This is a genomic window from Shewanella sp. BJSY2023SW005 (assembly GCF_047314585.1).
Taxonomy (GTDB): Bacteria; Pseudomonadota; Gammaproteobacteria; order Enterobacterales; family Shewanellaceae; genus Shewanella; species Shewanella algae.
In genome coordinates this window covers 312,965-334,319 of the sequence record NZ_JBKORJ010000020.1, presented here as the reverse complement: position 1 = coordinate 334,319, position 21,355 = coordinate 312,965, and the positions used below count along the sequence as shown (strand labels likewise).

Genomic DNA, 21,355 nt, shown 5'->3' with positions numbered 1-21,355 from the left:
GTCCCCCTACAGTTCAAGCTGCTTATTGAGCTCGCGGTCTTCGAGAATATCTTCGATCCGCCGGCGAACCTGGCCGCGTTTCAGTTGATCTTGCTGGACTTTAGCGGACTGTCGCATGTCGCCCAGAACGTGGCTGTTATTGAAGCCGCCAACCCGGCGACCAAAAGCTTCATCAAGTGGTGACATCGCTATCTCCAGTCCATTCTTTCCATTCGATAACTTGCGTACCGCGCTTTGTGTATTTGCCCATGAATGCGCGATACATGATTTTGAGGGAGGCTGCTTCACCTGGCTTTACCAACTTCATAAACTCACGGCAACGACCAGGTGTGCTGAGGTCGTGGCTAAGCTGCTTTGGCCTTGCGATTAGCAACTGATGCTCAATTTCCTTTTTGAGTTCGGCCTGATACTTAGCTTCAGTTTTTTCCTTCCTTTGCTTGCCCCGGCCTTCGGTGCGCTTCACTTTTCGAAGTGCAGCAGCTTCGGCCTGAGCTCTGGTTACACCAAATACCCTGAACATAATCAGCCCCCCATCATTAACCTGTGGATCTGCTTTGCGTGGTTCACAGCAATTCGCTTCTTGCTCGTGAAACGTCCACCAACAAGCGCCCAGCCATGCTTGAATGCCTTGACTGTAGCGCTGCCGAAAATGATATCCCCGCGCTTGCACAGCTGCTCGCTCGGGCATTCAATGGCGCCCATTTCAGGAATGGCGCCAAGTGTTCTTCCTCGGCCCATTGCTGTGCCCCCGTTTAGTAGTTAATGACCAAGGCGCCAAGCTCACCTTTGACTGCCGCGGTGATCACCGCCTTGGCTGTCTGTTCATCGAGTCCAAGCGCTTTGAGTTTGCTCAGCACATCGTTGTTAACAGCCTTGCGGTGAGCTACGTTTGATGCTCTGCGTTCTTCTTCCTCACGCTGCAGGCGATCAGCTTCAGCTTGGCGTGCTGATTCTTCCTCGGCCTTTTTTAGCTCATCTAACTTTACCCAGGCGGCGCGGTGAACCGTGCCCCACACATCCATTACGCGGCCACACTCTCCACCAGTGTTTGCGGTGAAGTCTGTTTCTGAAATCTGTTCAAATAGCTCTGCAGCATCGGCCCGAGTTTTGATGCTACCTATTTGAGATAGCTTGTCTGTGAGGTTGGTAATGGCCGCATCTGCGGTCATTCGGTGCTCATTTGCCAGCTGTTCTTGTCGCTCGCGCTCGACTTTATCCGCTTCGGCCTTGGCCCTTTCATCAGCAGCTGCTTTGTCGGCAGCTTCTTTGATTTCGCGCTGGCGCTGTGCCTCGGCTTCTTCCTCGGCTTTTCGAGCTTTGTCTGACTCAATGATCGCGACTTCAAGAGATTGCCGCAGGTCACGCAGTGCTGCGTCCTTCGCCTGTTGACCGGCCTCTTGAAAATCTTCAAAGGACTCATCCACAGGGGTTTCTTGTACCTCTGCAATGATCTCGTCGATAAACGCTTCACGCTCGTGGACGTCGATACTGAGCAGCGTCTGGCGCATAGACTGAACTTGATCGCCAAACTCATCGACCATGGCTTGTAGCCGCTGGGCTCTGGCTTTCTGTTCTTCTTCCCAGTCAGTGAGAGGCTTGCGCACCTCATCGCGCAGCTGGTCGCATCCATTTACAAAACTTCGCAGGTTGGTTTCGACCGGCTTTACCGATTCCTTGAGGTGTTTGAGGTAGGCGCGGCCGGGCTTCTCTACTGCCGTTTTGCTGCGACTAACGCTGGCGGCCAGTGAGGCGATTCGGTCGCGGCCTTTTTTGGTTGCCAGGTCTGGGACTTCGTTAACACTTGCACGGATGTGCTCAAGGTATGGCTCAAGTGAGCCAGGATTGGTGTAAAGCTTTGGGCCAAGTTCGACGGCTTTGGCTTCGGTGATTTCCTCAAATGGGACGGGCAGGGTGGTTTGCTCAGTCATTGATTGCTCCTTGCTGCAATAGACAAATACATAGCGCAGCGCACTCGATTGTGAGCGCACTCTGATATGCAGTTGTTGAGAGGTGTCGCCCGGCTCTTGGCCGGGCTTGTGGTGGGTTTAGGCTGGGGTGCCTTGGTTGGCGTTAAGTGAAAAGTAAACTTCCATACACGCCTTGGTGTCAGCCATGGCGGTGTGCGCATCTTCCAGCGTCTTTCCGGTCAGCTGTTCAAAGCACTTGGACAACGCAGTACTTTTGCCTCCAAACTTCTTCTGAAAAAGGCGCATGGTGCATTCAAAGTCGTCCTTCTGCGCCCAGGCTTCTTGGACTTCTTCGCTGTAGCCGTAACGCTTGAGCCCAATGCGAATAATGCGTTGATCGAATGTCTTGTTGTGGGCGCTTCGCTTATCCGCCTTGCTCACCAGTTCAAGCAGTTTGTCCAGCGCCTCGCGTTCCGGGATGCCTTCGGCAAGTGCACGCTCGGTGGTAATACCGTGGATAGCAGCAACTTCGTCAGGGATGATCCAGCCGTCAGGCTTCACTATCACTTCAAACTTCTCGAGCGTTTCGCCTGTTTGGTCATCGGCGAGAATGCAGGCCAACTGTACAAGGTGCGGCTGGTGTTCTGCGTCGCTTGGTGACTTCCAATCTGGAAGGCCCGTTGTTTCTGTGTCTAAGAATGCGATTTTCATTGGTGATCCTTGTGGCCCGACATAAGCCGGGCTGTATGGGTAGAGGTTATGCTGTTGCTACTTCGCCTGTTTCGGTGTCGAACTTTGGCTCAAGCCTGGCCTTGCGGTTGTTGTAGATAGCACCCAGGTGTTTGCGCTCAGAGTCGTTCACTTTCCCGGAGCTGACCGCGTTCTGCACGGCCTCGACAACTTCATTCAGTTCGTCAATCGTTGTGCAGTCATTAAGAGACATGCTCAACTTCTCGAATTGAGAAGGAAGTGATTTCTGAGTTTGCTCTGGCTGCTGGTCTGCTTTGTCCAGAACCTGCTGAAGCTCGGAGCCGTGGTTTTTTGGTGTAATATCTCTGACTTCGCGAGGCTCAAGCTCATCATCGGAATAAACACCAAGGATGGCTTCTGGGCAGTAAAGTCTAGCCCACCGCTTTACTGCCAGATAAGCCAGTTGCTGCTTAGGGTCAGACGCCCATAAGGTGGAGTTTCGTACCTGAGCTTGTGATAGCAAAAGTTCCAGTTCCCGCGGTTCAGACTCTCCGGTAAGCGTATTACGTACATAAACACCTAAGCCTTTTTCATCGGAAAGATTCCAGTTTGGTGCTTGATACTGTTTTCCGTTCTGGTTAGTTTTTACGATAAAATTGCCGATCACCTTTGACCAGTCGCCAAAAAACTCGTACTGAAACGCACCCTGCACAGCACCTGAATGCTTCACCACAGCGTTAACTAACTGCGCCTCGTAGCCAAGCGTGCCGCTTACAACGTGAGTTTTTTGAGCTACTGCGAACGGGTTCATGCGCCAGATTGCTGATTGCATCACTACTGCCATACAGTCAGCAACATTTCCTTGAAGATGCTGAGGAACGGTTGCCTTACCACCTGCCATTGTTTCAGCAAGCCGATACATGTTGTTCATGGCGTCGTGATTCATCATCAACTCTGTGGTGCTGGTAGGCTGGTCGATGGTCACTGGGGTATGGTTGTTCATGATGCTTCCTTAGTAGTTTGAATGAATTTAACTTGCCAAACTGGAGTTGTGACTATCTGGCCATCATCCTTTAGCAAGACAGCAACGGTTAAGTTTCCTATACCGTTATCAAATTCTTCGTATTCGGAACCGAACTGAAGAAATGTCGCTTCATATAAAACGTAGTCTTCACCTCGTGCTCTGCGTTCAACTACTTGAACTCGATTGCTGAAAGGCAACACCATTGCTACTACTGATTCGCCGTAGACTTTAGAAGATTGTTTACTGATCAGCCCATCAGGGGTTTTATGGTACGACTCCCAGCAAAGCTGTTTATCTTCAACCCCATCGTTTTGGCTGACTTTGGTAAACATTGGAAATACTAAATTACTCATGCTGCATCCCCGTAGGCGTTAACGCCGTCAAATTGTGCTTCCAAGTCGTCAAGCTCTGACTGCTCCCAGCTGTTCAGCTCAACGTATGTTGTCTCGTCGGTGTATGCCGGCCATTCTCCTGTAGACATGCACTGTTTTATTTCTCGTAGCGCCTTGCGATACTTGAGGTATCCGAGTCGCTTGGTTTTGTCGTCCATAATGACCGGCGCCGTGATGACAAACGGTCTGGCTGACTCAATCACGAAGAAACAAAACTCGTTGCATTCCGAAATGTCCGAATACATGGCATCTTGAATGTGATATCCAAGTCGCTTGGCCTTGGCGCCAAAGAAGCGTGGTTCAGCTGTGTCGCTGGTCTTTAGGTCAACAATCAAGCCGCCAATCGTGTAGTCAGGGCGGCACTTGATAATCAGGCCGGTTTCTTCATCGCGCTTGAAGATGCTGCGCTCAGAAACACCGCCAGTTGATAGCGCCAGTGCCGTCTTGTTCGACTCGAGCGATTGTCTGAGCAGTGGCATGTCTTCCCACTGCTGACGGGTGAGCACCACTTGACCCCCATTATCAGCCTGAGCTTTAACATCGTCCCAAGCCTTACCGCGGCGAACCTTGATTTCGTCTGGCTGGCAGATGTATCGCTCACTGAATGCCCAAGGCTCCAACACCATACAATGCGCGGCCTTGCCAAAGTCGAAGTAGCTTTTTTCGGCGTCAGGTATCATGCCGTCAATGTACTTGGCCTTGTACTTCTGTGGGCATTCAAGAAACAGCTTCAACTTGCTGCAGCTAATGCCGTTTGAGCCGTGGTAGATATCATCCGGCAGTCCATCGATAACTAAACGCTCTCCAGGCGCGAGGTGCTCAAGGCGATCATTGAGGCTTTCAATCGTCCAGTTAACAACAAATGCCGCAAATGGGTCGTCGTCATTGGCCGCTTCCTGATCCACATTACTCTTGTCAGCTACTGCGGCAGCTGGCAGCTCAGTTTCATCAGGCTGTGGCTCTGGTGCAGGTTCCGGCGCGACTTCAGTGCACTTGATTGCGCGCTTGAAGTCGGTGCGGACATAACCCTCAGACTCCAGGTTGGCTATGGCCATCAACTCGGCTTTTACTCGAGTATCAGCTTCAACTATGTAGCTGATAGAGACCAGGCCACGAGCCTTTCTGGCCGCGGCCATGGGTTCAAATGTCAGTTTGAATTGCATGATTAAATTCCTCTTTCTGCGCGCACCAGGTCGGGGGCTATCAGACTTGCAACACGGTCAATTTCGACCTGAACCAACGCTTTGAACTCGCGCGCATCATCAATCGTGAAAACCTGGGCCAGGGCCTCAAGCGCTTTGGGCTCAGGCAGCACTGTTTCCAGTACTGTCTCAATGTCGTGACCTTCAACTTCACCGCCGTTCGCAATGGTCCGCGCTATCCACTCGGCCTTTGCGTCAATAGCCTCTTGTTCCAGAGAATCGTTTGCAGAGGCGCTTGACAGCATGTCAGTCAGATAATCACTGGCGGCATTTGCATTAAGCAGCATCTTGCACCTCCACAATCTCAATACTGTCGATAGCCTTGTTGATTAGATTCATTCGGTATCTACCGCGCCTATCAACAATGGATATCTGTGGCAATTTGCGGTCGTGACCGGTTAGCCTGATATGCGCTTCACCGTCGACAATTTCCAACATTGCAAGGAATTGTTCATCGTATTGCCGTATGCAAGCGATGAATCCGAAAAAACGGCTCATGAAATCGTCGGAGAACATCCCCAACAGCGCCATTTGAGAAATCAGCAACAGCTTCTTTTTCACGCGTGGATTTCGCTCGACATTCTCGCCAACTGGGACCATCAAAATGGCAATAGCCAGCCGATGGAGCAGGGCGCGCTCTCCAGTAGTCATGGTGCTTTCCTTGTGATTTGGTTGAATGATGTTCCGCTAGGTAGCCACTGGCGCGGAGCAGATAGAATAGAGTGCCGGTTACGTCGTCCGGCGGCCTGAACCCGTCATCTGCCGCAATCTTGCCGCTAATAACTGGTGCGCGACTTTCAGGCGTTCGCGCTGCTTTACCAGTGGACCCTTGTTTATTAACCCTAACCAGATCCAAAGCTGGCTCAAGAACAGTGCTTGACTCGGGGCGCAGTCATTACCTGCGCTTGTAGGTGGCCGCTTCTAACGGCTACTGATTACATAACAAGGTCCTCAGTTAGTTGTCTGGATGGATGCTTCCAGTAGCATTGAAAAAGAGGGGCAGACCTTCCAGCCTGCGTGGAGCTTGAACCTGCTTTCACAGTTTGGGCTCTAGGCGGTATCGGCATTCACGGCGCCGCCTCGTTGCTCCGCCAATGCCAGACCGTTAACCGCGTCACCCGGTAATGCGATGGTAAGTTGTTTAGCGGCTTGCGCGACTATTAAGAGATTCGCCAACTTACAGCGCTATCTGTCATCGCATTGGTGAAGGTGATTGTGAGGGAATCGAACGCGCTCAGCGTCAACCATCAATCACCTTCCCAATGCGCCCTGATAACAGGGCTTAATTTCAGGATTTCATAATTTGAAGGCTTCTCGCCAGCTGAAGACGGTTGGCACTGGCTATTTGCTCAGGTGTACCTTGCCAGTTATCAAGTAACTGTTCGCCGGCTTCTCTGAACTGTTTACCAATTTCTCTGCGTTGAATGCATAGGCGCTGTGCGTCTTGCTCACTGATATTGTGAACAGGAATTACCAGCTCCAGCAGGTTGTCCTCGGCAATTTCAAGTGAACTGCGGCCATAGGTTTGCATTATCTTCTCCTATCAGTTGGCTTTATCGCTGACTCTCGCAAGAGCCAGCTGTAAAACCTGTTCCTACCTCACCGCCGGAACTGGGCGGGGTTGTGCGCGTTGCGGGTCGTGCTCTCAGGGCGGACTCAAGATCCTTATCAGCCAGCCGGTTTTTCCGGCCGTTGTTTGCCTATCTGAGCAATCTGATACCCGGTCGCCGCAAGAGGCGCACAAGTCTATTTACGCAGATTTCTGTCCTCCGCTGCGTGTTCCTCGGAGTGACCTAGCGGCCGTGGCCGGTTAGTCGTTCATGGGACTGATTGTTAAAGAGCGGATGCTTTGGTGCATCTAAATTGCATATGTGCACTTTAGGCATTGCAAATTGCCCTGTCAATAAAAAAATTGCACAAATGCAAAAAATGCGTAATTATTAGCTTGCCGGGAGAATCTGGCAATTTACTTGGTACATTAGTGCAACTAAATGCACTTAAAGGAGGATGTATGACGGGAATCAACACCAACGTTGGAACCGCTGGTTCGTATTCAGTGAACAAGCAAACAATTGAGTCTGGTGGTGTCAAAGAAAATGGTGATGTGACACGTGATCAACAATCGGATAACATACCTGGTTATTCAGAAGTAGATTCTGTAAACATTTCGCAAGAAGCACAAAACGCGCTGGACGCCGAAACTCAGGGTGGGGGATCTGGGAATGAGCCTCCACTTGTTGATGTACTGGGTGGAGGGTCAGGGAATGAACCACCAAAAGTTGACGGAAATGGCTCTGGTACAGAGCCGCCAACTTTAGATGGTGGTGGCTCAGGCAACGAACCTGGTTGAGTTTTGACTGTGAAGTAAGGGAATACACATGAACTGGCAAGAGTTCTCTCTGCATATTGATGATATTGAAACGATATATTCTGCGTTTTTGACGTTTATCTTCTATTCATTCTGGAAGGCTGGTTGGGGAAGTTTGTCCAGTTTTATCTCTATGGGTATATGGACTGCGTCTAATTATATCATGGAGCGGATAAGTCCTATTTACCTCAATCTTGCTGATCCGGTGGCTTGCACTGAGTTCCTTGCCAGTCTTGGGGTCTCTGGTGACCCAACGTCTTGTCAAAGTGTTATTAGGCAGTTGTGGTTTCCAACTTGGGTATTTTTTTACTTCATTTCAATTCTATTGATACCAAAAATACATAAGCGCCTACACACTGGGTTTAGTGCAATGACTAAAACCATATGCCTCACAATGTTGTGCTTGATAGTCCTGCAGGTAGCAAGATACTTAGATAGGTTTGTATTCAACTCAGAAGTACTATACGACGTATACAGGTTGGGGGTTCTGTCATTGAATTTTGGCCCGGCCATTCTTGGAACGTTGGTAATCTTAGCGTTTGTATTCAATAATTTTGATAGCGTTGTGGATGGGATTGCAAACAAATTCTTATCGGTAATCGATGGTTTTGCCAGCGCCATATCTAAGATTTTTCAGGGACCACGCAAATGAACTTTATAATTCTGGCAAACAGTATCTTATTGATAGCTTTGCTAATCTATTCCGCTGTGATTTTTCTTAGAATACGGAATGACGTAGAGAAGAAACGTTTTGATGCTCGAGCGCACAAGCTGTGTATGGATAGGGTGATAATTGATGATATGAAGCCATCGATGGAAAAAATTGCGAGCTTAGAACGATGGCAGCGTGATCTTGAGCAATATGCAGAAGATCATGAGGCTAGTGACTCTAAAGGCAGAGAAAGCCACGCAGGAGTCAGATTGGTGGTGGACAATAAGCGAGCTTGATGATATTTGGTATACCTATCTCCTGTAAGAAAGGAAGAGTTATGAGAGATAGGGAAATCGACACTGAACTGCAACACCTCCAAGATCAAGAAACCGAATACTCGCTTAAGCGTATTTCGCAGTTATCTAAACTTAAACAAAAAAATGCTAATGATAGAAATCAGCTTTTTATCATGTCTTGGGTTGGCCTTGGCGTGATACTGTCACTTTTGATGGAAACTAACATAGTTCTTGCCTGGGTTATATCTACGCTAGTGAGTGCTGTGTATTCGTATGGATTCTATAAAAAGTAGCTTGTGTACCATAAGACAAGCTTTAATAACGAACCTCTTTATCATTGATTAGGTATTTCTCATGAGAAAGCTTTTGGTCGTCAGCATGCTAATGGCTGCGTCATCTTCAGCGTCCGCCGGGGACTTTTCACTTTTTGGTTTTGGTAGAACCTATTACGACTGTCTGGAAGACGGCATAAAGGAGATCCACTCTACAGAACTGATAGGCGAGCTGAAGAGGGTATGCCGAATCAAATATCCTCTGGAAACGTTTAAGCTTACCAGTGACCAAGTGGCCAATATTGAAGGAACAGCGGTTAACATTCGGGGAGAGATGAAATCTTCTGGTAGCCTGTTGAATTTTGATGTTCAAAATATGAAGAACATAAATGCGAGCCTTCGGGTAAACATAACTAACAGGAACGATGGAATTCTGCTTAAAAAATTCTCTGTGGCTGTTAGGGCCAGCAAGAGTGACCCAATGAAGATTTACACAGTTGAAGTACCTGAAAAGCAGAAGTTTACATACGGTGATTCATACACATTCTATGTAACGACAGAAAAGCCAATACCAGAAAATGATGGTTGGAGCTGGGCGTTATATGAAGTTGAAGGGTACAAACTCCACTGACATCAACCAGAGCTTACATCTTTGGATTCATCTTGGATCATATCAGGGAGTTGTTTTCTCAGATTGATACCTATGTAGTCTGAAACCATCTTCTTGGGCACATCATTATCAATAGTCAACCAGCGAAGATCTGTTAGCTCAAACAGCAGTTGGTTGATTATTCCTGTCAGTTCATCAAAGCAAAGAACCCGTTTGCCCTGTGTTATGGAATCAGGAGTAAGCAAATCTGCTGCAGTTATGCCGGGCTCTAAAATGTTTATGGCCTGAACCAAAGCGTCAAGCTTGTGCATTGTAATATTAACGCTGGCGCCACTCATAAGTCTTGACATGAATGACCTGGTTACATCAAGCCCGTTCTCAACAGCCATATCGGCAAAGTGAGATGGCCGCATTTGGTGCTTTTTCAGAACCGCATCCAGGTTGTCTATAAGTATTTTTGACGTAGACAACATAGGTTGCCGCCCTCCAATTTACACGTCCTATGATTATATGGCGCTAAATTGCATATATGCAAGAAAATCATTTCGAAAGGCCGCATGTTTTCGTTTTTGAAACGAATCGGATCTACATCAATAACACCGGGATTGCGTAAATGCATTGGTAATTGCATATATGCATTTTAGGGTGTACCATCTGTTCCTACATGTACTTTAATGCATCCAGTAGGGGCCAGCATGAATCTAAAAGACGAGCTAAATACCATCATGAACACGCGGAGAGGAGCTCTGGCTGCGTTCTGCGAAAAGCATCAACTCGATTACAACTCTGTGTACCGTGTTGCCACCTCTCGAGTTTCATCTCCGTCTTTTGAGTTAGGAAAAAAAATCGAATCAGCCATAAGCAAGGAGCGCGAGTAACAAGGGTTTACTGAAGGCTTTCCCGAAGCCTTTAGGTAAGCGTGTTATCGGAGGATCTATGAGTAGATACCGAAAAATTGAGGTGCGAACTTGGTCTGATGAGAAGTTTCGGCACCTATCTCAGCTTCCTGCTAGTGGGCAAGGCCTATGGTTCTTCTTGCTTACGGGACCACACACTGGGCCGATTCCTGGACTGTTTCGCGCCGGTAGGGCGGCCATGGCAGAGGAACTTGGTTGGTCACAGGAAGGCTTCGACAAAGCCTTTAACGAAGTCTTTGTTCAAGGCATGGCAAAAGCTGATTTTAAATCCAGATTGGTGTGGCTTCCGAACGCCATTAAGCACAACAAACCTGAGTCCCCAAATGTTGTTAGAAATTGGGGTAAAGAGTTCGATCTCTTGCCTGAATGTCAGTTGAAAGATGAGGCTTTAAAAGAGATTGGAGCCTATATCTGTGGGCTTGGGGAAGGCTATAGGAAAGCCTTTGACGAAGCCTTTAAGGAGGCTTTAGAAAAGGTTTCATCCAAGGCTATGCCGAATCAGGAACAGGAACAGGAACAGGATCAGGATAAACAACATACGTCTCAAACCGGAAATCAAGAGGAGTATTCAACCGAGTTTGAAGAACTGTGGTTGGCAAGACCAAGGAGGGAAGGAGCAGATTCAAAGAAATCCGCTTTCAAGGCCTACAAGGCACGTATTCGCCAAGGTGTTGGGCACCAGCAACTGATGGACGGCATAGAGGCCTATCGCCGCTATTGCGAAGCCAAAGGGCTTATCGGCACAGACAAGGTGAAGATGACGAGCACTTTCCTCGGGCCTGACGAGCACTGGAAGCAAAACTACACGATCACTTCCCATTCTGTTGGCAACGGCCGTTTTACAGAAAACTCCGATCCGCTTGGTTTGGACGATACGGGATGGGCTGAAGGAATGCATATCCTTGGAGGTGACAGATGAAACCAATTCAAACACTGATGCCTGAAGCAGCGGCCAATATCGGACTACCTGGACAACTGGCAGAACGGCGCCATGCAACAGTCGACAGTGCAGTTGTCAGTATCGTTAACCAGACACTCAAGCGCCTAATGGCTGTTAAGCCTGCCTGGGTAGCCAGCCTGAAAGACGCCAAAGCGGTTGAGATTTGGAAGCGGGAGTGGATAACTGCTTTTGCAGAGCAGGGCATCGATACCGTTGAGAAGATTGAGCGCGGAATGACAAACGCAAGAGCTGACAGGCTTCCATGGATGCCTTCAGCCGGCCAGTTCGTTGCTTGGTGCAAAGAAGGCGAGATTGACGATGCTGAAGTAATCGCAGCGTTCACTCGCATGATTGACCGGAAGAAGCCGCTCAGTGATCCGGAGTATGCTGCTCGCCTCAGCTGTGAGTTTCATGTCAGACGATTACCAAGGGACTCAGCAATCAAAACGTGGACTGCAGAGCTTCGGCGATATGCTGCGATGGACGCCAGGGGAGAGCCCATACCGCGGCGTGGGGTGAAGCTGCTCAGCTGTAACACTGCCACTTCGCGCAATGAGTATCTGGATGAGCTGCATGATAAATGCAGTTCGCCATCGCACGATCTGCAAATCCGGTTGCTGGGGATCCGTCAGCGGAGTAAAGACAATGCGGACAGTTCCAGATGATGCGCCGGATTTTTACAGTTCGATCTGCAATGGGGAGCCTGAGCCTACAACGCCAGCTGCATCAGAGCCGTCACTTGGCACCCCTGCTAATCCATTTCTTGAATACCCAAGATTCTATTTCTGCCGAGGGGGAGTATCTGACCGTAAGTTCGTCATGTCACGAATGGCGGTCATTCCTAAGGAACACAAGCATGCTGTCTCATCCGAATATGAGCGACTGTTTGCCAACGGCAGAACAAGAGAGCAACGGCGTGCAGCGAATGAATACCTGCATCGCGTTGCGTCTGAATACAGGAGGAATTGAACAATGTTAGTCGTAGGCATTGATCCCGATTTGGAAGCCAGTGGTTTGGCTATCGTTAACAGAAACAAAATCGCAGAGCTGAAGAAGATGCCATTTGTTGAACTGATTGAGTTCATCACGGCGCTGGCAGCTGATAACGATGTGGTTGTGAAACTTGAAGACGTCAATCTTTGGAAAAGCGTCAAGAAGCGCCCGGGCACAAACTACCTCGTTATGCGCAAAATAAGCCAGAACGTCGGGCAGGTAAAAGCAACGGCAACGCACATTAAGGATTTGCTCAATAGCAAAGGCATAAACGTCATTCTGGTTAAGCCACTGCGTGGGCCGGTTAAACAAGCGAAAACAAACAGCGCCTATTTCAACAAGCTCACTGGTTGGAACGGCAGAAGCAACGAAGATACCCGCGATGCTGCATTAATCGCGCTATTTGGATGAGGGGGTAGTCATGGCAGCACGTGGAGTAAACAAAGTCATTCTGGTTGGCAATCTGGGGCAGGATCCAGAGGTGCGCTACATGCCCAACGGCAACGCTGTGGCAAATATCACCGTGGCCACCAGTGAGTCATGGAAGGACCAACAGGGCCAACAGCAAGAGCGTACCGAGTGGCACAGGGTTGTTATGTACGGGAAACTCGCTGAAATTGCCGGTGAGTACCTGCGCAAAGGTTCGCAAGTGTACCTGGAAGGCAAGCTGCAGACCCGTAAGTGGCAAGACCAGAGCGGTCAGGATAAGTACACCACAGAAGTGGTTATTGATATGGGCGGCACCATGCAGATGCTGGGACGCAAAGATGGAATGCCTGCTAATGTCCAGAAGAACGCGCAAGGACGTGGTGGCTACCAGGACCCGGCGCACCAGCAGCAGTATCGTGCTCCACAACAGCAAAATACCGCTAACCAAGGGCAATATCAGCCCGCTAAAAGCCATCAAAAGCAGCAATCGGCACCACCTAAACAGCAGTCGTATACGCCTGACCTTGATGATGGTTGGGATGATGATATTCCATTTTGAAGGATAAGGCATTGATGCGCCGATGGTTTTTATTGTGGCGCACTGATTTGAAGTGTTGGATTTGATTAGAGTTAGGAGCCGCAGATGATTTCCATAGAAAGACTGTTCACCCTGACAGCTCAGAAAGCGATATCACTTGAGCCGATAAACGGCCGTGGTGTATTCAGCGCTGAAGATGCTGCCGGTGTTATTGCCCAGGCCATGAAAACATGCCCGGTCGGAGTCAGAATTCTGGAGGCGCGAATTGCCGGGAACAAGGGCGCGTCTTTGGAGCTTCGCGAGATTGTGAAGGACAAACTGATAGGCGAGGGCCGAGAGTCGAGCGAAGCAGCGGCATTGGCCAGGCTGGTTGTGCATGAGGTTTGCGGAACGAAGGTTTGCCCCAAGTGCAATGGCAATGGGTTCAACATAACCAATTTCACCAAAGGGACCCGCGTTGACTGCCATGGTTGTAACGGCGTGGGGCAAATCATCCTCAGCTGTGATGATCTTGCCTACATGATGGGGCGCATTCTAAACTGGCGCATGACCAAGGGCCGCCGAGAGCAGTTTGTCTCCGAGTATTACGATCAGTATTCGCAGGTTGTTGATTGGATGTACCGGGCAGCTGGTGATGCCGACAGTGAGTGCAAGCGGATCCTTAGGCTGGTGTCAGAGCAGCAGGGGTGGGCGGCATGATCGAGACACCTGAAGAACGGGAAGCATTCGAGTTTATAACCAAGCGCCAGAATGCAGCATCGAGCAATCCAGATTGTAACGATTGTTTATCTGAAGCCGTAGAGGTAATACGAAGCTGCCCAACAACCAGCGCGGACGGAATAGCGAGAGCTCTGGCAAATGCCGGGCTTCTTGTTAAGTCAGTAAAGTGACAACTTTTTAAAAATAAAGCTTGCAATTGGTCGCGATTGCGACCAAGCTGAACTCAACGGTTCGGAACGGGTTCGAATCAACTCAAAAAGTGAGATTGACATGAATACACTCTACTCAGCAACTCGCATAAACAGTATAAACGATTCAGCCATGGTTCTTGTTGATGGCAAATATAAAGGTCAGGTAATGCCTATGACTGACCTTAGAGAATTGCTTAAAGCTGATACTGAGACGGTTACTTGGACTAGAAAAGTATTGAAAAATCGTGTTGTTGTAGAAAGGAGCATGGAGTTTGACAAAGCATCACTAATTCAATTTGCGACAAGTTATCTACGGCCGGATGTTTTTGAACAATTATCAACCGATGAATTTGTAGAAAGATTGCGCGGTAAATCCCTTAACAAATAGATTTCTACTAGGGGGCTTATCGCCCCCATTTTTCGGAGTTTTATTGTGACAAATCACGAACTAAAGCAGCTTAGACGATTGCTGTTTATCGAAGTTAGCGAGGCGGCTAGGTTGATAGGCGACTGTGAACCTCGAACATGGCAGCGCTGGGAAAAAGGGGATCGTCAAGTTCCTGGTGATGTAATAGAAACATTGCAAATGCTGGCATTGTCTAGGTATGAAATGCTGCAATTTGAATTCGATGAAACCAATCCTAATTACCGTTATTTCGAAACCTATGATGAATTTAAGGAGGCAGGAGGCGGGGGTAACGAATTAAAGTGGCGTTTGGCACAATCTGTATCTGCAGCATTGTTATGTGAACGCTCTGCTGATTATTGGAGAACGCAAGAGATTGTTCAACCAGATGGAGTCTGAGCCATGGTTGAACCTGGAGATCAGTATTCCAAACTGCAGTATCGAGAATTTGATTCATCAAATCCCTGTTGACATAGAATAACACCACACTAAGATTGACCCATAGTGCGGTTAATACCGACTACAGCAGGCCACCACATCGGTGGCCTTTTGCGTTTCTGAGCCCTGGCATTCGCCGGGGCTTTTCTTTGGACTCCAGAAACAGGACTCCCGCAATGCCTAAGTTCAAGAAAAAGCCAGTCGTAATTGAGGCTGTTCAATACCCGTGCGAACATCCTGCACTCAAGCGATGTGCTTGCGATGGACGCCAGGGGGGAGCCCATACCGCCTGCGGACATTGCGGCGTAGATTTCATCGAAACGTTAGAAGGCAATATGAAGGTTGCTGATGGTGACTGGATTATCACTGGTGTCAATGGCGAACATTACCCATGCAAGCCGGATATCTTTGAAAAGACCTATGAGCCCTATTCAGAGAAAACCACAGGCTTAACCTTTGGCGAAGCGCTTGAGTTGGTAAAGAAGGGTTATTGCGTTTCTCGCGATGGATGGAATGGCAAAGGGCAATTTATTTACCTGGTCAAAGCAGCTGATATTCAAAATGCTCTGCATTATGGGTATGGCGAGTACATTGGCGAGCCAACTATTCAGCCAGCTCTTGCGATTAAGACCGCTACTAACCAGATTCAAATCGGTTGGTTGGCATCACAAACCGACATGTTATCTAACGATTGGGTTTGGCTTAACGAGCCTGTGAGCGAATAGCCATGTCCAAAATCCGCGCCTTTCTTCTCGCTGCTGGCCTTTCAGGCGCCGCCGTAACTGGCGGCGTTTTTATTGTGGAACAAGAAGAATTGGTGCTTGGTACCTACGTTGACCCGGTTGGCATTGTTACTGAATGCGCCGGGCAACGGGCTGACGGGCAGGAGCCTGGGCAACCTCGCTCACTGGAGTACTGCCTGAATCAGCTTGCAGACAATCTGGCGACATACAACCGCCAACTGTTGCGCCTCACCGACGGGGTGAACCTGACAGAGGGTGAAAATGCCGCTTACCTAAGTTTCATCTACAACGTCGGCGCCGAGGCGTTCCGCACATCCACTTTGCGCAAAAAGCTTCTGGCAGGTGACCACATTGGGGCCTGCAATGAACTTATACGCTGGGTGTACTCAAAGGGCCGAAAGCTAAATGGCCTGGTTAATCGTCGTGCCAAAGAACTCGCACTGTGTTTATCAAACCTGAAAGGAAACGCCAATGAACCCTTTAAACCGTCTATTGGGCCCGGCTACGGTCCTGTTGTTGCTCATCGTCGTGAGTTTAGTCTTCGCATTGTCGATGGCAAACGCCAACCTGGATACGGCAGAGTCAAATCTCGAATTGTCCGAACTGCAGAAATCCCAGCTGCAGCTTGATGCGGATCTGCTCGCGAAACAGCTGCAGGCTGCCGAACTTGAAAAGCAGGTGGCGCTCAGTGACGCCAAGGCGCTGGCAGCGGCGCTAATTGAGCGGGAACAAAACCGGCGGCAGTTGGAGCAGGCATACACGGAACTGAAAACCCAGGTATCACAACTGCTGGAGAATTCGAACGATGAACATACGCGAAGTTGGGCTGCTGATCATGTGCCTAGTGATCTTGCAAGGTTGCTCGAGCACGCAGCCGATTGTGCGAACAGTGACGGTAACAAAGCAGGTGCCTGTACTTCCACCGGAAGAACTGCTGGCGTTCTGCGAAATCCCGTCAGCACCGAAAACCGAAGGCCGGAAAGTCAAAAATCCGGAGCTGCTTAATTACGCGATGACACTCATTCAGGCACTGGATGACTGCAATGTCAGTTGGCAGAGCCTGCATGACTGGAGGGAGCGAAAACTCAATGAATCACAGCATACAAGCAACTGAGGCCGGAACAGCAAAAGTAGTGGCAGCTGCTTCCTACGGCGCTTCAATTTCAACAGCGGCAGGAGGCGCATTTACCGTGAATGAATTGGCGCTATGGGGTGGCTTATTGCTGGCGTTTTTGACGTTTATCATCAACTGGTTATATCAGTGGCGCAGGGAGCGCAGGGAGTCAGAGTTGACGCGCGTTGAGACTGAACTAGCCAAAGCTAAGCTAGCCAAAGAGTTGAGCAATGAGTAAGTCTCAATTCGACTGGAGTATCCACAAATATACAGACTTCGAGCGTCGCTTTATTGCTGCCTATGTCGAGCTGTCGAGCAAGAAAGAAGCTGCTGTCAAAGCTGGCTCAAAGTCAAAGGAACCGGCGAAGGTTGGCTATATCACATATAACCGGACTCATGTCAGAGAAGCTATCGATTGGCATATCAACAAGTCATTTGAAGAAGCAGGCGTGTCCTCCGAGCGGATCATTCGTGAGCTCGCAATGGTCGCTTTTGCCGACATGGCGCCGATCTTTAATGAAGATGGCAGTCTTAAACCGTTCAAGGAGTGGCCACAGCATTGCCGCAGAGCATTGTCAGGGCTTGAAGTTGATGAGTTGTTTGAGGGGCAGGGAGAGGACCGGGAACAAATAGGGTTTACCAAGAAGTTTAAGCAGTGGAATAAGGTCGCTGCACTTGAGCTGCTCGGTAAGCACAAGAAAATGTGGACAGATAAGGTGGAGGTTGCAGAAAGGCCCAAGGTTATTCGTCGGTACGATGGCGTAAAGGGCTGATCCGGTGTGGCACAGCAACAGGAAATTGAATTCTGGGTTAAGCCCCAGGGCGAAGTGCTGCGCCAGTATATGGAGCTTCGCGACCGCGTAACAATGATCATGGGGCCTATCGGCTCTGGTAAAACGTATTGTTCAGCCATGCGGGTCTTTGACCAGATGTGCGAACAAACGCCCAATGCAAATGGCGTGAGAAAGTCACGCTGGGCGGCGGTGCGAAATACCTACACCGACTTAAAAAACACCACAATTAAAGACTGGTGCGACCTATACCACAACGAGGAAGTTATTTTAGGTCGGCTGGTGATGGACTCGCCGCCAACTCACTATCTGGACTTTGACCTGGAAGACGGCACCAGAGTGCTGGCCGAGCTGGTGTTCTTCGCTTTGGACAGGCCCGACTCAGTGAGGAAGCTGAGGGGGTTCCAGGCTACCGGGTTTTGGCTAAACGAAGTCAAGGAACTTTCAAAGCCGATCGTTGACATGTGCGATGGCCGGCATGGTCGATACCCAAGCAATGCCGAAGTCTCTGATTATTGGCATGGAATGATTGGGGATACCAACGCCCCAGACGATGATCACTGGTATTACAAGCTGGCAGAGGAAACGAAGCCAGAGGGCTGGGTATTCCTGCGTCAGCCCGGGGGCGTAACCGAAGAAGTTATCGGAAAAGGGGAGGCTGCCTATTCTATTTGGCGGCCTAACCCTGAGGCAGAGAATTTAAACAACCTGCCAGACGGCTATTACATCCGAATGATCCAGGGTAAGGATGACGACTGGATCCGCGTCAACTTGGCCAACGACTACGGAACGATAGTCACTGGAAAGCCTATTTACCGTGGCAGCTACAAGGACCCAATCCATGTGGCCCGCAATCCAACGCTGCCAATCAAGTCCCATGGAAAACTGCTGCTTGGGTTCGACTTCGGCCGAACCCCGGCTTGCATTGTTGGACAACTGACAGTGCAGCATAAGCTGAGAGTGCTCAAAGAGTACATCAGTGAAGACATGGGCATCCGTAAGTTTATGAAGGAGCTTATCCCCCAGCTCAGAAAGGACTTCCCGGCTTACACAAAAGCGGAAATGGAAGGCTACTGTGATCCGTCAGGTTGGGCAAAGTCTGGCAACGATGAAAACAGCCCGATTGAAATCATTAACCGGGAATTCAAGATCCGCGCCTATTCAACAAGCAGCAACAAACCAGAACACCGATGGGAGGCCGTGAGGTTCTTCCTTAACGGTGATATCGACGGTGCGCCAGCATTTGAACTGAGTCCTGTTTGTAAGGTGATCCGCAAAGGTTTCATCAGCGGCTACCACTTCCGGCGCCTAAAGGTATCAGGTGACGAGCGATATCACTCCGAAGCTGACAAGAACCGATATTCACACCCACATGACGCATTGCAGTACTTGGCACAAGGTGCCCAGGGTGAAATCGACTATGAACGCACAGACCAACTTTATCAGACCACAGCACAGACTAGGGCAGCAGACAGCAAGGCGGGTTATTAATGACTGAGCAGCGCAACGGGCCGAAGCCAAAGCAATACGGACATGATTATGACGACAAGGACCGTATCGACGTTTTGGCAATTGAGCTGGAGCGTAAACTCGCTGAAGCCATCTATGACCGTGGCAGAACGGATCTGCGTATGGTTGAAGACCTGCGTATGTACTATGGCGAGTACGATCCTGAGACTGAGAAAAATCTGAAGGAAGCAGATAGGTCCAGGGTATTTATCAAGCTGACCCGCTCAAAGACAAATGCCGGCATAGCGCAGTTGGTTGATCTGCTGTTCCCCAATGACGATAAGAACTGGGGAATATCCCCCACACCCAACCCGACCTTGGTAGACATGCTGGCCAATGGTGATAAGCCATTCAAGCTGGGTGACACCATGTATCAAGACGGCGAAGGGAACATTGTCACCGAAGCCGACGTAGCGAACCGCAAAGAGGAACTGGCAAAGGCGGCTGCCGAAAAAATGGCAAAGCTGATTGATGACCAGTTGGTTGAAACTCAGTACAACGCAAAGTGTCGTCAAATGCTGCGTGATGCCGGGATCATCGGCACCGGCATTCTAAAGGGCCCAGTTGTCAGAAAAGACAGACAGAAAGCCTTTATAAAAAAAGACGGCGAGCATGTGCTGGTTATTAAAGAAGAGTTCGTGCCGTGCGTTGAATTGGTGAGGCCATGGGACTTCTACCCTGACATGTCGGCGGCGAGTATCGAAGAAGCTGAGTTTGTGTTCGAGCGCCGCTATATGAGCAAGCGCCAAATCAGGAGCCTAAAAGGGCGTCGAGGATTCCCTGACGAGCAGATAAAGAAGGTGCTGGCCATGACCGGCAACCAGACTCAGCACAGGTCGACTTATCAGGATGATGTGAGGCAGTTGGCCGGGCTGTCTGACCAAATCAACGACACCAGGTATGAAACCTGGGAATACCATGGCCCTGTACCTAAATCCGTTCTGCAGCAGGTTGGCATCATTCCACTTGATGCTGATGACAACGGGATCCTGACAGGTTATAGCGAGGAAGAAATTGACGCCGTTGTGTTCTATTGCGGTGGCATTGTCCTCGGCGCCAGGTTGTCAATGATGGACCACGATAAGGGATTGCCTTATGTGGTGTTCAATTGGGAGGAAGATGATTCAAGCATCTTCGGCTTCGGGATCCCCAGGATCATTCACGATGAGCAGTCCAGCTATAACAGCATCTGGAGAATGATGCTCGATAACGGCGCCATATCTTCAGGTCCCCAGCTTGGCGTAAACAAGAACGCAGTAACCCCCCAGGACAACGATTGGAAAATCAGGCCTTGGAAAGTGTGGAATGTGGAAGGGCAGTTTTCGGACATTAAGGCGGCATTCAGTACCTTTGATGTGCCCAGTCACCTTCAGGATCTGAATCTAATTCTGCAAACCAACCGGGTAATGATTGATGAAGTATCTGGCGTGCCGATGCTGCAGCATGGCGAGCAAGGTCAGTCAACTCAAACGCTCGGCGGCATGTCCATGTTGATGAATGCTGCCAACACTGTCAGACGGGCCCAGGTTAAGCAGTGGGACGACTGGGTGACCACGCCAATGATCCGCGACTTTTATCATTTCAACATGCTTCACAGTGACGATTCAGCTGTGAAGGGTGATTTTAAAGTTGATGCGCGCGGCACTTCTGCACTGCTAATCAAAGAGCAGGTAGGCGCAGCGCTGACAAACTTTATCAATGTCGCTGGCAGTTCGCCGGTGTTTGCTCCGGTGCTGCAGCTGAAAAGCAGCCAGATATTGCGCGAGTGGGCAAAGACCCAGCAACTACCGTCGAGCATTATCCCTTCCGACGATGAACTGAAGGCTTGGCAGAAACAGCAGGAAGAAAGCCAAGGCGGTCAGCCACAAGACTCGGCAATGCTGGTAGAGCAGTTGCGGGTTGAGCAGGTGAAGTTTAAGGCTGAACAGGAATGGAAACTGGCAGACTTCAATGCTCAGCAGAAGCATGCAGAGATGCAGATGCAAATGCAGATCAAGCAAATGGAGCTGTCTGCTGATCTGCAAAAGCAAGAACGCACTGAACGCATCGAACTGTTCAAGCTGCAGCAGTCAGGGCAACTGAAAGAGAATGAGCTGATCGCCAAGCTGCAGGACTCCAGCGCCAAGCGGCAGTTGGAGTGGGACAAGGTGATGACTGAAATCTCAATGAAGAATCAGTTAGGCAATACCGGCAACTATGGCCTGGAGTAACGC

At 49.6% G+C, this 21,355-nt stretch carries 30 protein-coding genes; 18 read left to right on the top strand and 12 right to left on the bottom strand.

Annotated elements, in window-relative coordinates; translation table 11 throughout:
* Positions 1–6 precede the first annotated feature (6 nt).
* The 11 genes from ACMHXI_RS05845 to ACMHXI_RS05795 form a co-directional block, all read right to left on the bottom strand.
* The gene (locus ACMHXI_RS05845) at positions 7–186 is read right to left on the bottom strand and encodes a PA3496 family putative envelope integrity protein (protein ID WP_413734317.1); all 180 of its coding nucleotides are present in this window, start codon (positions 184–186) and stop codon (positions 7–9) included.
* Complete coding sequence (locus ACMHXI_RS05840; RefSeq protein ID WP_144225486.1) at positions 173–688, bottom strand: hypothetical protein; 516 nt, start codon at positions 686–688, stop codon at positions 173–175. The genes ACMHXI_RS05845 and ACMHXI_RS05840 overlap by 14 nt, the downstream gene beginning before the upstream one ends.
* A gap of 64 nt (positions 689–752) precedes the next feature.
* Complete coding sequence (locus ACMHXI_RS05835) at positions 753–1,928, bottom strand: hypothetical protein (protein WP_413734315.1); 1,176 nt, start codon at positions 1,926–1,928, stop codon at positions 753–755.
* Between the two features lie 117 nt (positions 1,929–2,045).
* A complete protein-coding gene (locus tag ACMHXI_RS05830) occupies positions 2,046–2,618 on the bottom strand; it encodes an exonuclease domain-containing protein (protein WP_413734313.1) in 573 nt (190 codons plus the stop codon).
* A gap of 46 nt (positions 2,619–2,664) precedes the next feature.
* Positions 2,665–3,600 (bottom strand): RecT family recombinase, encoded by a 936-nt coding sequence (locus ACMHXI_RS05825; RefSeq protein WP_413734311.1) that lies wholly within the window; start codon positions 3,598–3,600, stop codon positions 2,665–2,667.
* Positions 3,597–3,974, bottom strand: a complete 378-nt coding sequence (locus tag ACMHXI_RS05820; RefSeq protein WP_345842487.1) for a hypothetical protein — start codon at positions 3,972–3,974, stop codon at positions 3,597–3,599. The genes ACMHXI_RS05825 and ACMHXI_RS05820 overlap by 4 nt, the downstream gene beginning before the upstream one ends.
* Complete coding sequence (locus ACMHXI_RS05815; RefSeq protein WP_413734308.1) at positions 3,971–5,176, bottom strand: PD-(D/E)XK nuclease-like domain-containing protein; 1,206 nt, start codon at positions 5,174–5,176, stop codon at positions 3,971–3,973. Before ACMHXI_RS05815 ends, ACMHXI_RS05820 begins: the two co-directional genes overlap by 4 nt.
* Positions 5,177–5,178: 2 nt before the next feature.
* A complete protein-coding gene (locus tag ACMHXI_RS05810) occupies positions 5,179–5,502 on the bottom strand; it encodes a hypothetical protein (protein ID WP_234518183.1) in 324 nt (107 codons plus the stop codon).
* Positions 5,492–5,866, bottom strand: a complete 375-nt coding sequence (locus ACMHXI_RS05805) for a hypothetical protein (RefSeq protein ID WP_045282840.1) — start codon at positions 5,864–5,866, stop codon at positions 5,492–5,494. The genes ACMHXI_RS05810 and ACMHXI_RS05805 overlap by 11 nt, the downstream gene beginning before the upstream one ends.
* Before the next feature lie 399 nt (positions 5,867–6,265).
* On the bottom strand, positions 6,266–6,391 hold the full coding sequence (locus tag ACMHXI_RS05800) for a hypothetical protein (RefSeq protein ID WP_413734306.1): 126 nt from the start codon (positions 6,389–6,391) through the stop codon (positions 6,266–6,268).
* Between the two features lie 112 nt (positions 6,392–6,503).
* Entirely contained in the window at positions 6,504–6,746 is a 243-nt protein-coding gene (locus tag ACMHXI_RS05795) for a hypothetical protein (RefSeq protein WP_413734304.1), read from the bottom strand.
* Positions 6,747–7,226: 480 nt separating this feature from the next.
* On the opposite strand from ACMHXI_RS05795, the gene ACMHXI_RS05790 reads away from it, so the two are divergent.
* The 4 genes from ACMHXI_RS05790 to ACMHXI_RS05775 all read left to right on the top strand — a co-directional run bounded on the left by ACMHXI_RS05790 (position 7,227) and on the right by ACMHXI_RS05775 (position 9,434).
* Positions 7,227–7,565 carry a hypothetical protein gene (locus ACMHXI_RS05790; protein WP_045282838.1) on the top strand — a complete coding sequence of 113 codons (339 nt, stop codon included), beginning with the start codon at positions 7,227–7,229 and terminating at the stop codon, positions 7,563–7,565.
* Between the two features lie 28 nt (positions 7,566–7,593).
* Positions 7,594–8,235, top strand: coding sequence for a hypothetical protein (locus ACMHXI_RS05785; protein ID WP_413734302.1), 642 nt, complete (start codon positions 7,594–7,596; stop codon positions 8,233–8,235).
* Positions 8,232–8,531, top strand: a complete 300-nt coding sequence (locus ACMHXI_RS05780) for a hypothetical protein (protein WP_045282836.1) — start codon at positions 8,232–8,234, stop codon at positions 8,529–8,531. Before ACMHXI_RS05785 ends, ACMHXI_RS05780 begins: the two co-directional genes overlap by 4 nt.
* 354 nt (positions 8,532–8,885) lie before the next feature.
* Positions 8,886–9,434, top strand: coding sequence for a hypothetical protein (locus tag ACMHXI_RS05775; RefSeq protein ID WP_144406717.1), 549 nt, complete (start codon positions 8,886–8,888; stop codon positions 9,432–9,434).
* Between the two features lie 2 nt (positions 9,435–9,436).
* On the opposite strand, the gene ACMHXI_RS05770 is transcribed toward ACMHXI_RS05775, so the two are convergent.
* On the bottom strand, positions 9,437–9,886 hold the full coding sequence (locus ACMHXI_RS05770; RefSeq protein WP_045282833.1) for a hypothetical protein: 450 nt from the start codon (positions 9,884–9,886) through the stop codon (positions 9,437–9,439).
* 622 nt (positions 9,887–10,508) lie between these two features.
* Here ACMHXI_RS05770 and ACMHXI_RS05765 point away from each other — a divergent pair.
* The 14 genes from ACMHXI_RS05765 (at position 10,509) to ACMHXI_RS05700 (ending at position 21,352) form a co-directional block, all read left to right on the top strand.
* The gene (locus tag ACMHXI_RS05765; RefSeq protein WP_413734299.1) at positions 10,509–11,249 is read left to right on the top strand and encodes a hypothetical protein; all 741 of its coding nucleotides are present in this window, start codon (positions 10,509–10,511) and stop codon (positions 11,247–11,249) included.
* A complete protein-coding gene (locus ACMHXI_RS05760) occupies positions 11,246–11,935 on the top strand; it encodes a replication protein P (RefSeq protein WP_413734297.1) in 690 nt (229 codons plus the stop codon). The genes ACMHXI_RS05765 and ACMHXI_RS05760 overlap by 4 nt, the downstream gene beginning before the upstream one ends.
* A gap of 307 nt (positions 11,936–12,242) precedes the next feature.
* Positions 12,243–12,674, top strand: a complete 432-nt coding sequence (locus ACMHXI_RS05755) for a hypothetical protein (RefSeq protein WP_413734295.1) — start codon at positions 12,243–12,245, stop codon at positions 12,672–12,674.
* A 10-nt stretch (positions 12,675–12,684) separates the two neighbouring features.
* Positions 12,685–13,251 (top strand): single-stranded DNA-binding protein, encoded by a 567-nt coding sequence (gene ssb / locus ACMHXI_RS05750; RefSeq protein ID WP_407829357.1) that lies wholly within the window; start codon positions 12,685–12,687, stop codon positions 13,249–13,251.
* 84 nt (positions 13,252–13,335) lie between these two features.
* Complete coding sequence (locus ACMHXI_RS05745; RefSeq protein ID WP_413734293.1) at positions 13,336–13,929, top strand: hypothetical protein; 594 nt, start codon at positions 13,336–13,338, stop codon at positions 13,927–13,929.
* Between the two features lie 291 nt (positions 13,930–14,220).
* A complete protein-coding gene (locus ACMHXI_RS05740; protein WP_413734291.1) occupies positions 14,221–14,529 on the top strand; it encodes a hypothetical protein in 309 nt (102 codons plus the stop codon).
* A gap of 45 nt (positions 14,530–14,574) precedes the next feature.
* Complete coding sequence (locus ACMHXI_RS05735; RefSeq protein WP_413734289.1) at positions 14,575–14,946, top strand: DUF1870 family protein; 372 nt, start codon at positions 14,575–14,577, stop codon at positions 14,944–14,946.
* A gap of 215 nt (positions 14,947–15,161) precedes the next feature.
* Positions 15,162–15,710 (top strand): DUF2829 domain-containing protein, encoded by a 549-nt coding sequence (locus ACMHXI_RS05730; RefSeq protein ID WP_413734287.1) that lies wholly within the window; start codon positions 15,162–15,164, stop codon positions 15,708–15,710.
* Between the two features lie 2 nt (positions 15,711–15,712).
* Positions 15,713–16,357, top strand: a complete 645-nt coding sequence (locus tag ACMHXI_RS05725) for a lysozyme (RefSeq protein WP_413734285.1) — start codon at positions 15,713–15,715, stop codon at positions 16,355–16,357.
* Positions 16,323–16,733, top strand: a complete 411-nt coding sequence (locus ACMHXI_RS05720; protein ID WP_413734283.1) for a hypothetical protein — start codon at positions 16,323–16,325, stop codon at positions 16,731–16,733. Before ACMHXI_RS05725 ends, ACMHXI_RS05720 begins: the two co-directional genes overlap by 35 nt.
* Before the next feature lie 83 nt (positions 16,734–16,816).
* Positions 16,817–17,080 carry a holin gene (locus tag ACMHXI_RS05715; protein ID WP_045282901.1) on the top strand — a complete coding sequence of 88 codons (264 nt, stop codon included), beginning with the start codon at positions 16,817–16,819 and terminating at the stop codon, positions 17,078–17,080.
* Positions 17,073–17,615, top strand: coding sequence for a terminase small subunit (locus ACMHXI_RS05710; protein ID WP_413734280.1), 543 nt, complete (start codon positions 17,073–17,075; stop codon positions 17,613–17,615). Before ACMHXI_RS05715 ends, ACMHXI_RS05710 begins: the two co-directional genes overlap by 8 nt.
* Before the next feature lie 6 nt (positions 17,616–17,621).
* Entirely contained in the window at positions 17,622–19,124 is a 1,503-nt protein-coding gene (locus ACMHXI_RS05705) for a terminase large subunit domain-containing protein (RefSeq protein ID WP_129978501.1), read from the top strand.
* Positions 19,124–21,352, top strand: coding sequence for a hypothetical protein (locus tag ACMHXI_RS05700; protein WP_413734278.1), 2,229 nt, complete (start codon positions 19,124–19,126; stop codon positions 21,350–21,352). The genes ACMHXI_RS05705 and ACMHXI_RS05700 overlap by 1 nt, the downstream gene beginning before the upstream one ends.
* Positions 21,353–21,355: the final 3 nt, after the last annotated feature.

Bases quoted from the DNA above. Each gene is read 5' to 3' on its own strand.
- ACMHXI_RS05845 (WP_413734317.1), bottom strand. From the start codon at position 186: ATGTCACCACTTGATGAAGCTTTTGGTCGCCGGGTTGGCGGCTTCAAT.
- ACMHXI_RS05840 (WP_144225486.1), bottom strand. From the start codon at position 688: ATGCCCGAGCGAGCAGCTGTGCAAGCGCGGGGATATCATTTTCGGCAG.
- ACMHXI_RS05835 (WP_413734315.1), bottom strand. From the start codon at position 1,928: ATGACTGAGCAAACCACCCTGCCCGTCCCATTTGAGGAAATCACCGAA.
- ACMHXI_RS05830 (WP_413734313.1), bottom strand. From the start codon at position 2,618: ATGAAAATCGCATTCTTAGACACAGAAACAACGGGCCTTCCAGATTGG.
- ACMHXI_RS05825 (WP_413734311.1), bottom strand. From the start codon at position 3,600: ATGAACAACCATACCCCAGTGACCATCGACCAGCCTACCAGCACCACA.
- ACMHXI_RS05820 (WP_345842487.1), bottom strand. From the start codon at position 3,974: ATGAGTAATTTAGTATTTCCAATGTTTACCAAAGTCAGCCAAAACGAT.
- ACMHXI_RS05815 (WP_413734308.1), bottom strand. From the start codon at position 5,176: ATGCAATTCAAACTGACATTTGAACCCATGGCCGCGGCCAGAAAGGCT.
- ACMHXI_RS05810 (WP_234518183.1), bottom strand. From the start codon at position 5,502: ATGCTGCTTAATGCAAATGCCGCCAGTGATTATCTGACTGACATGCTG.
- ACMHXI_RS05805 (WP_045282840.1), bottom strand. From the start codon at position 5,866: ATGACTACTGGAGAGCGCGCCCTGCTCCATCGGCTGGCTATTGCCATT.
- ACMHXI_RS05795 (WP_413734304.1), bottom strand. From the start codon at position 6,746: ATGCAAACCTATGGCCGCAGTTCACTTGAAATTGCCGAGGACAACCTG.
- ACMHXI_RS05790 (WP_045282838.1), top strand. From the start codon at position 7,227: ATGACGGGAATCAACACCAACGTTGGAACCGCTGGTTCGTATTCAGTG.
- ACMHXI_RS05785 (WP_413734302.1), top strand. From the start codon at position 7,594: ATGAACTGGCAAGAGTTCTCTCTGCATATTGATGATATTGAAACGATA.
- ACMHXI_RS05780 (WP_045282836.1), top strand. From the start codon at position 8,232: ATGAACTTTATAATTCTGGCAAACAGTATCTTATTGATAGCTTTGCTA.
- ACMHXI_RS05775 (WP_144406717.1), top strand. From the start codon at position 8,886: ATGAGAAAGCTTTTGGTCGTCAGCATGCTAATGGCTGCGTCATCTTCA.
- ACMHXI_RS05770 (WP_045282833.1), bottom strand. From the start codon at position 9,886: ATGTTGTCTACGTCAAAAATACTTATAGACAACCTGGATGCGGTTCTG.
- ACMHXI_RS05765 (WP_413734299.1), top strand. From the start codon at position 10,509: ATGGCAGAGGAACTTGGTTGGTCACAGGAAGGCTTCGACAAAGCCTTT.
- ACMHXI_RS05760 (WP_413734297.1), top strand. From the start codon at position 11,246: ATGAAACCAATTCAAACACTGATGCCTGAAGCAGCGGCCAATATCGGA.
- ACMHXI_RS05755 (WP_413734295.1), top strand. From the start codon at position 12,243: ATGTTAGTCGTAGGCATTGATCCCGATTTGGAAGCCAGTGGTTTGGCT.
- ssb (WP_407829357.1), top strand. From the start codon at position 12,685: ATGGCAGCACGTGGAGTAAACAAAGTCATTCTGGTTGGCAATCTGGGG.
- ACMHXI_RS05745 (WP_413734293.1), top strand. From the start codon at position 13,336: ATGATTTCCATAGAAAGACTGTTCACCCTGACAGCTCAGAAAGCGATA.
- ACMHXI_RS05740 (WP_413734291.1), top strand. From the start codon at position 14,221: ATGAATACACTCTACTCAGCAACTCGCATAAACAGTATAAACGATTCA.
- ACMHXI_RS05730 (WP_413734287.1), top strand. From the start codon at position 15,162: ATGCCTAAGTTCAAGAAAAAGCCAGTCGTAATTGAGGCTGTTCAATAC.
- ACMHXI_RS05725 (WP_413734285.1), top strand. From the start codon at position 15,713: ATGTCCAAAATCCGCGCCTTTCTTCTCGCTGCTGGCCTTTCAGGCGCC.
- ACMHXI_RS05715 (WP_045282901.1), top strand. From the start codon at position 16,817: ATGAATCACAGCATACAAGCAACTGAGGCCGGAACAGCAAAAGTAGTG.
- ACMHXI_RS05710 (WP_413734280.1), top strand. From the start codon at position 17,073: ATGAGTAAGTCTCAATTCGACTGGAGTATCCACAAATATACAGACTTC.
- ACMHXI_RS05700 (WP_413734278.1), top strand. From the start codon at position 19,124: ATGACTGAGCAGCGCAACGGGCCGAAGCCAAAGCAATACGGACATGAT.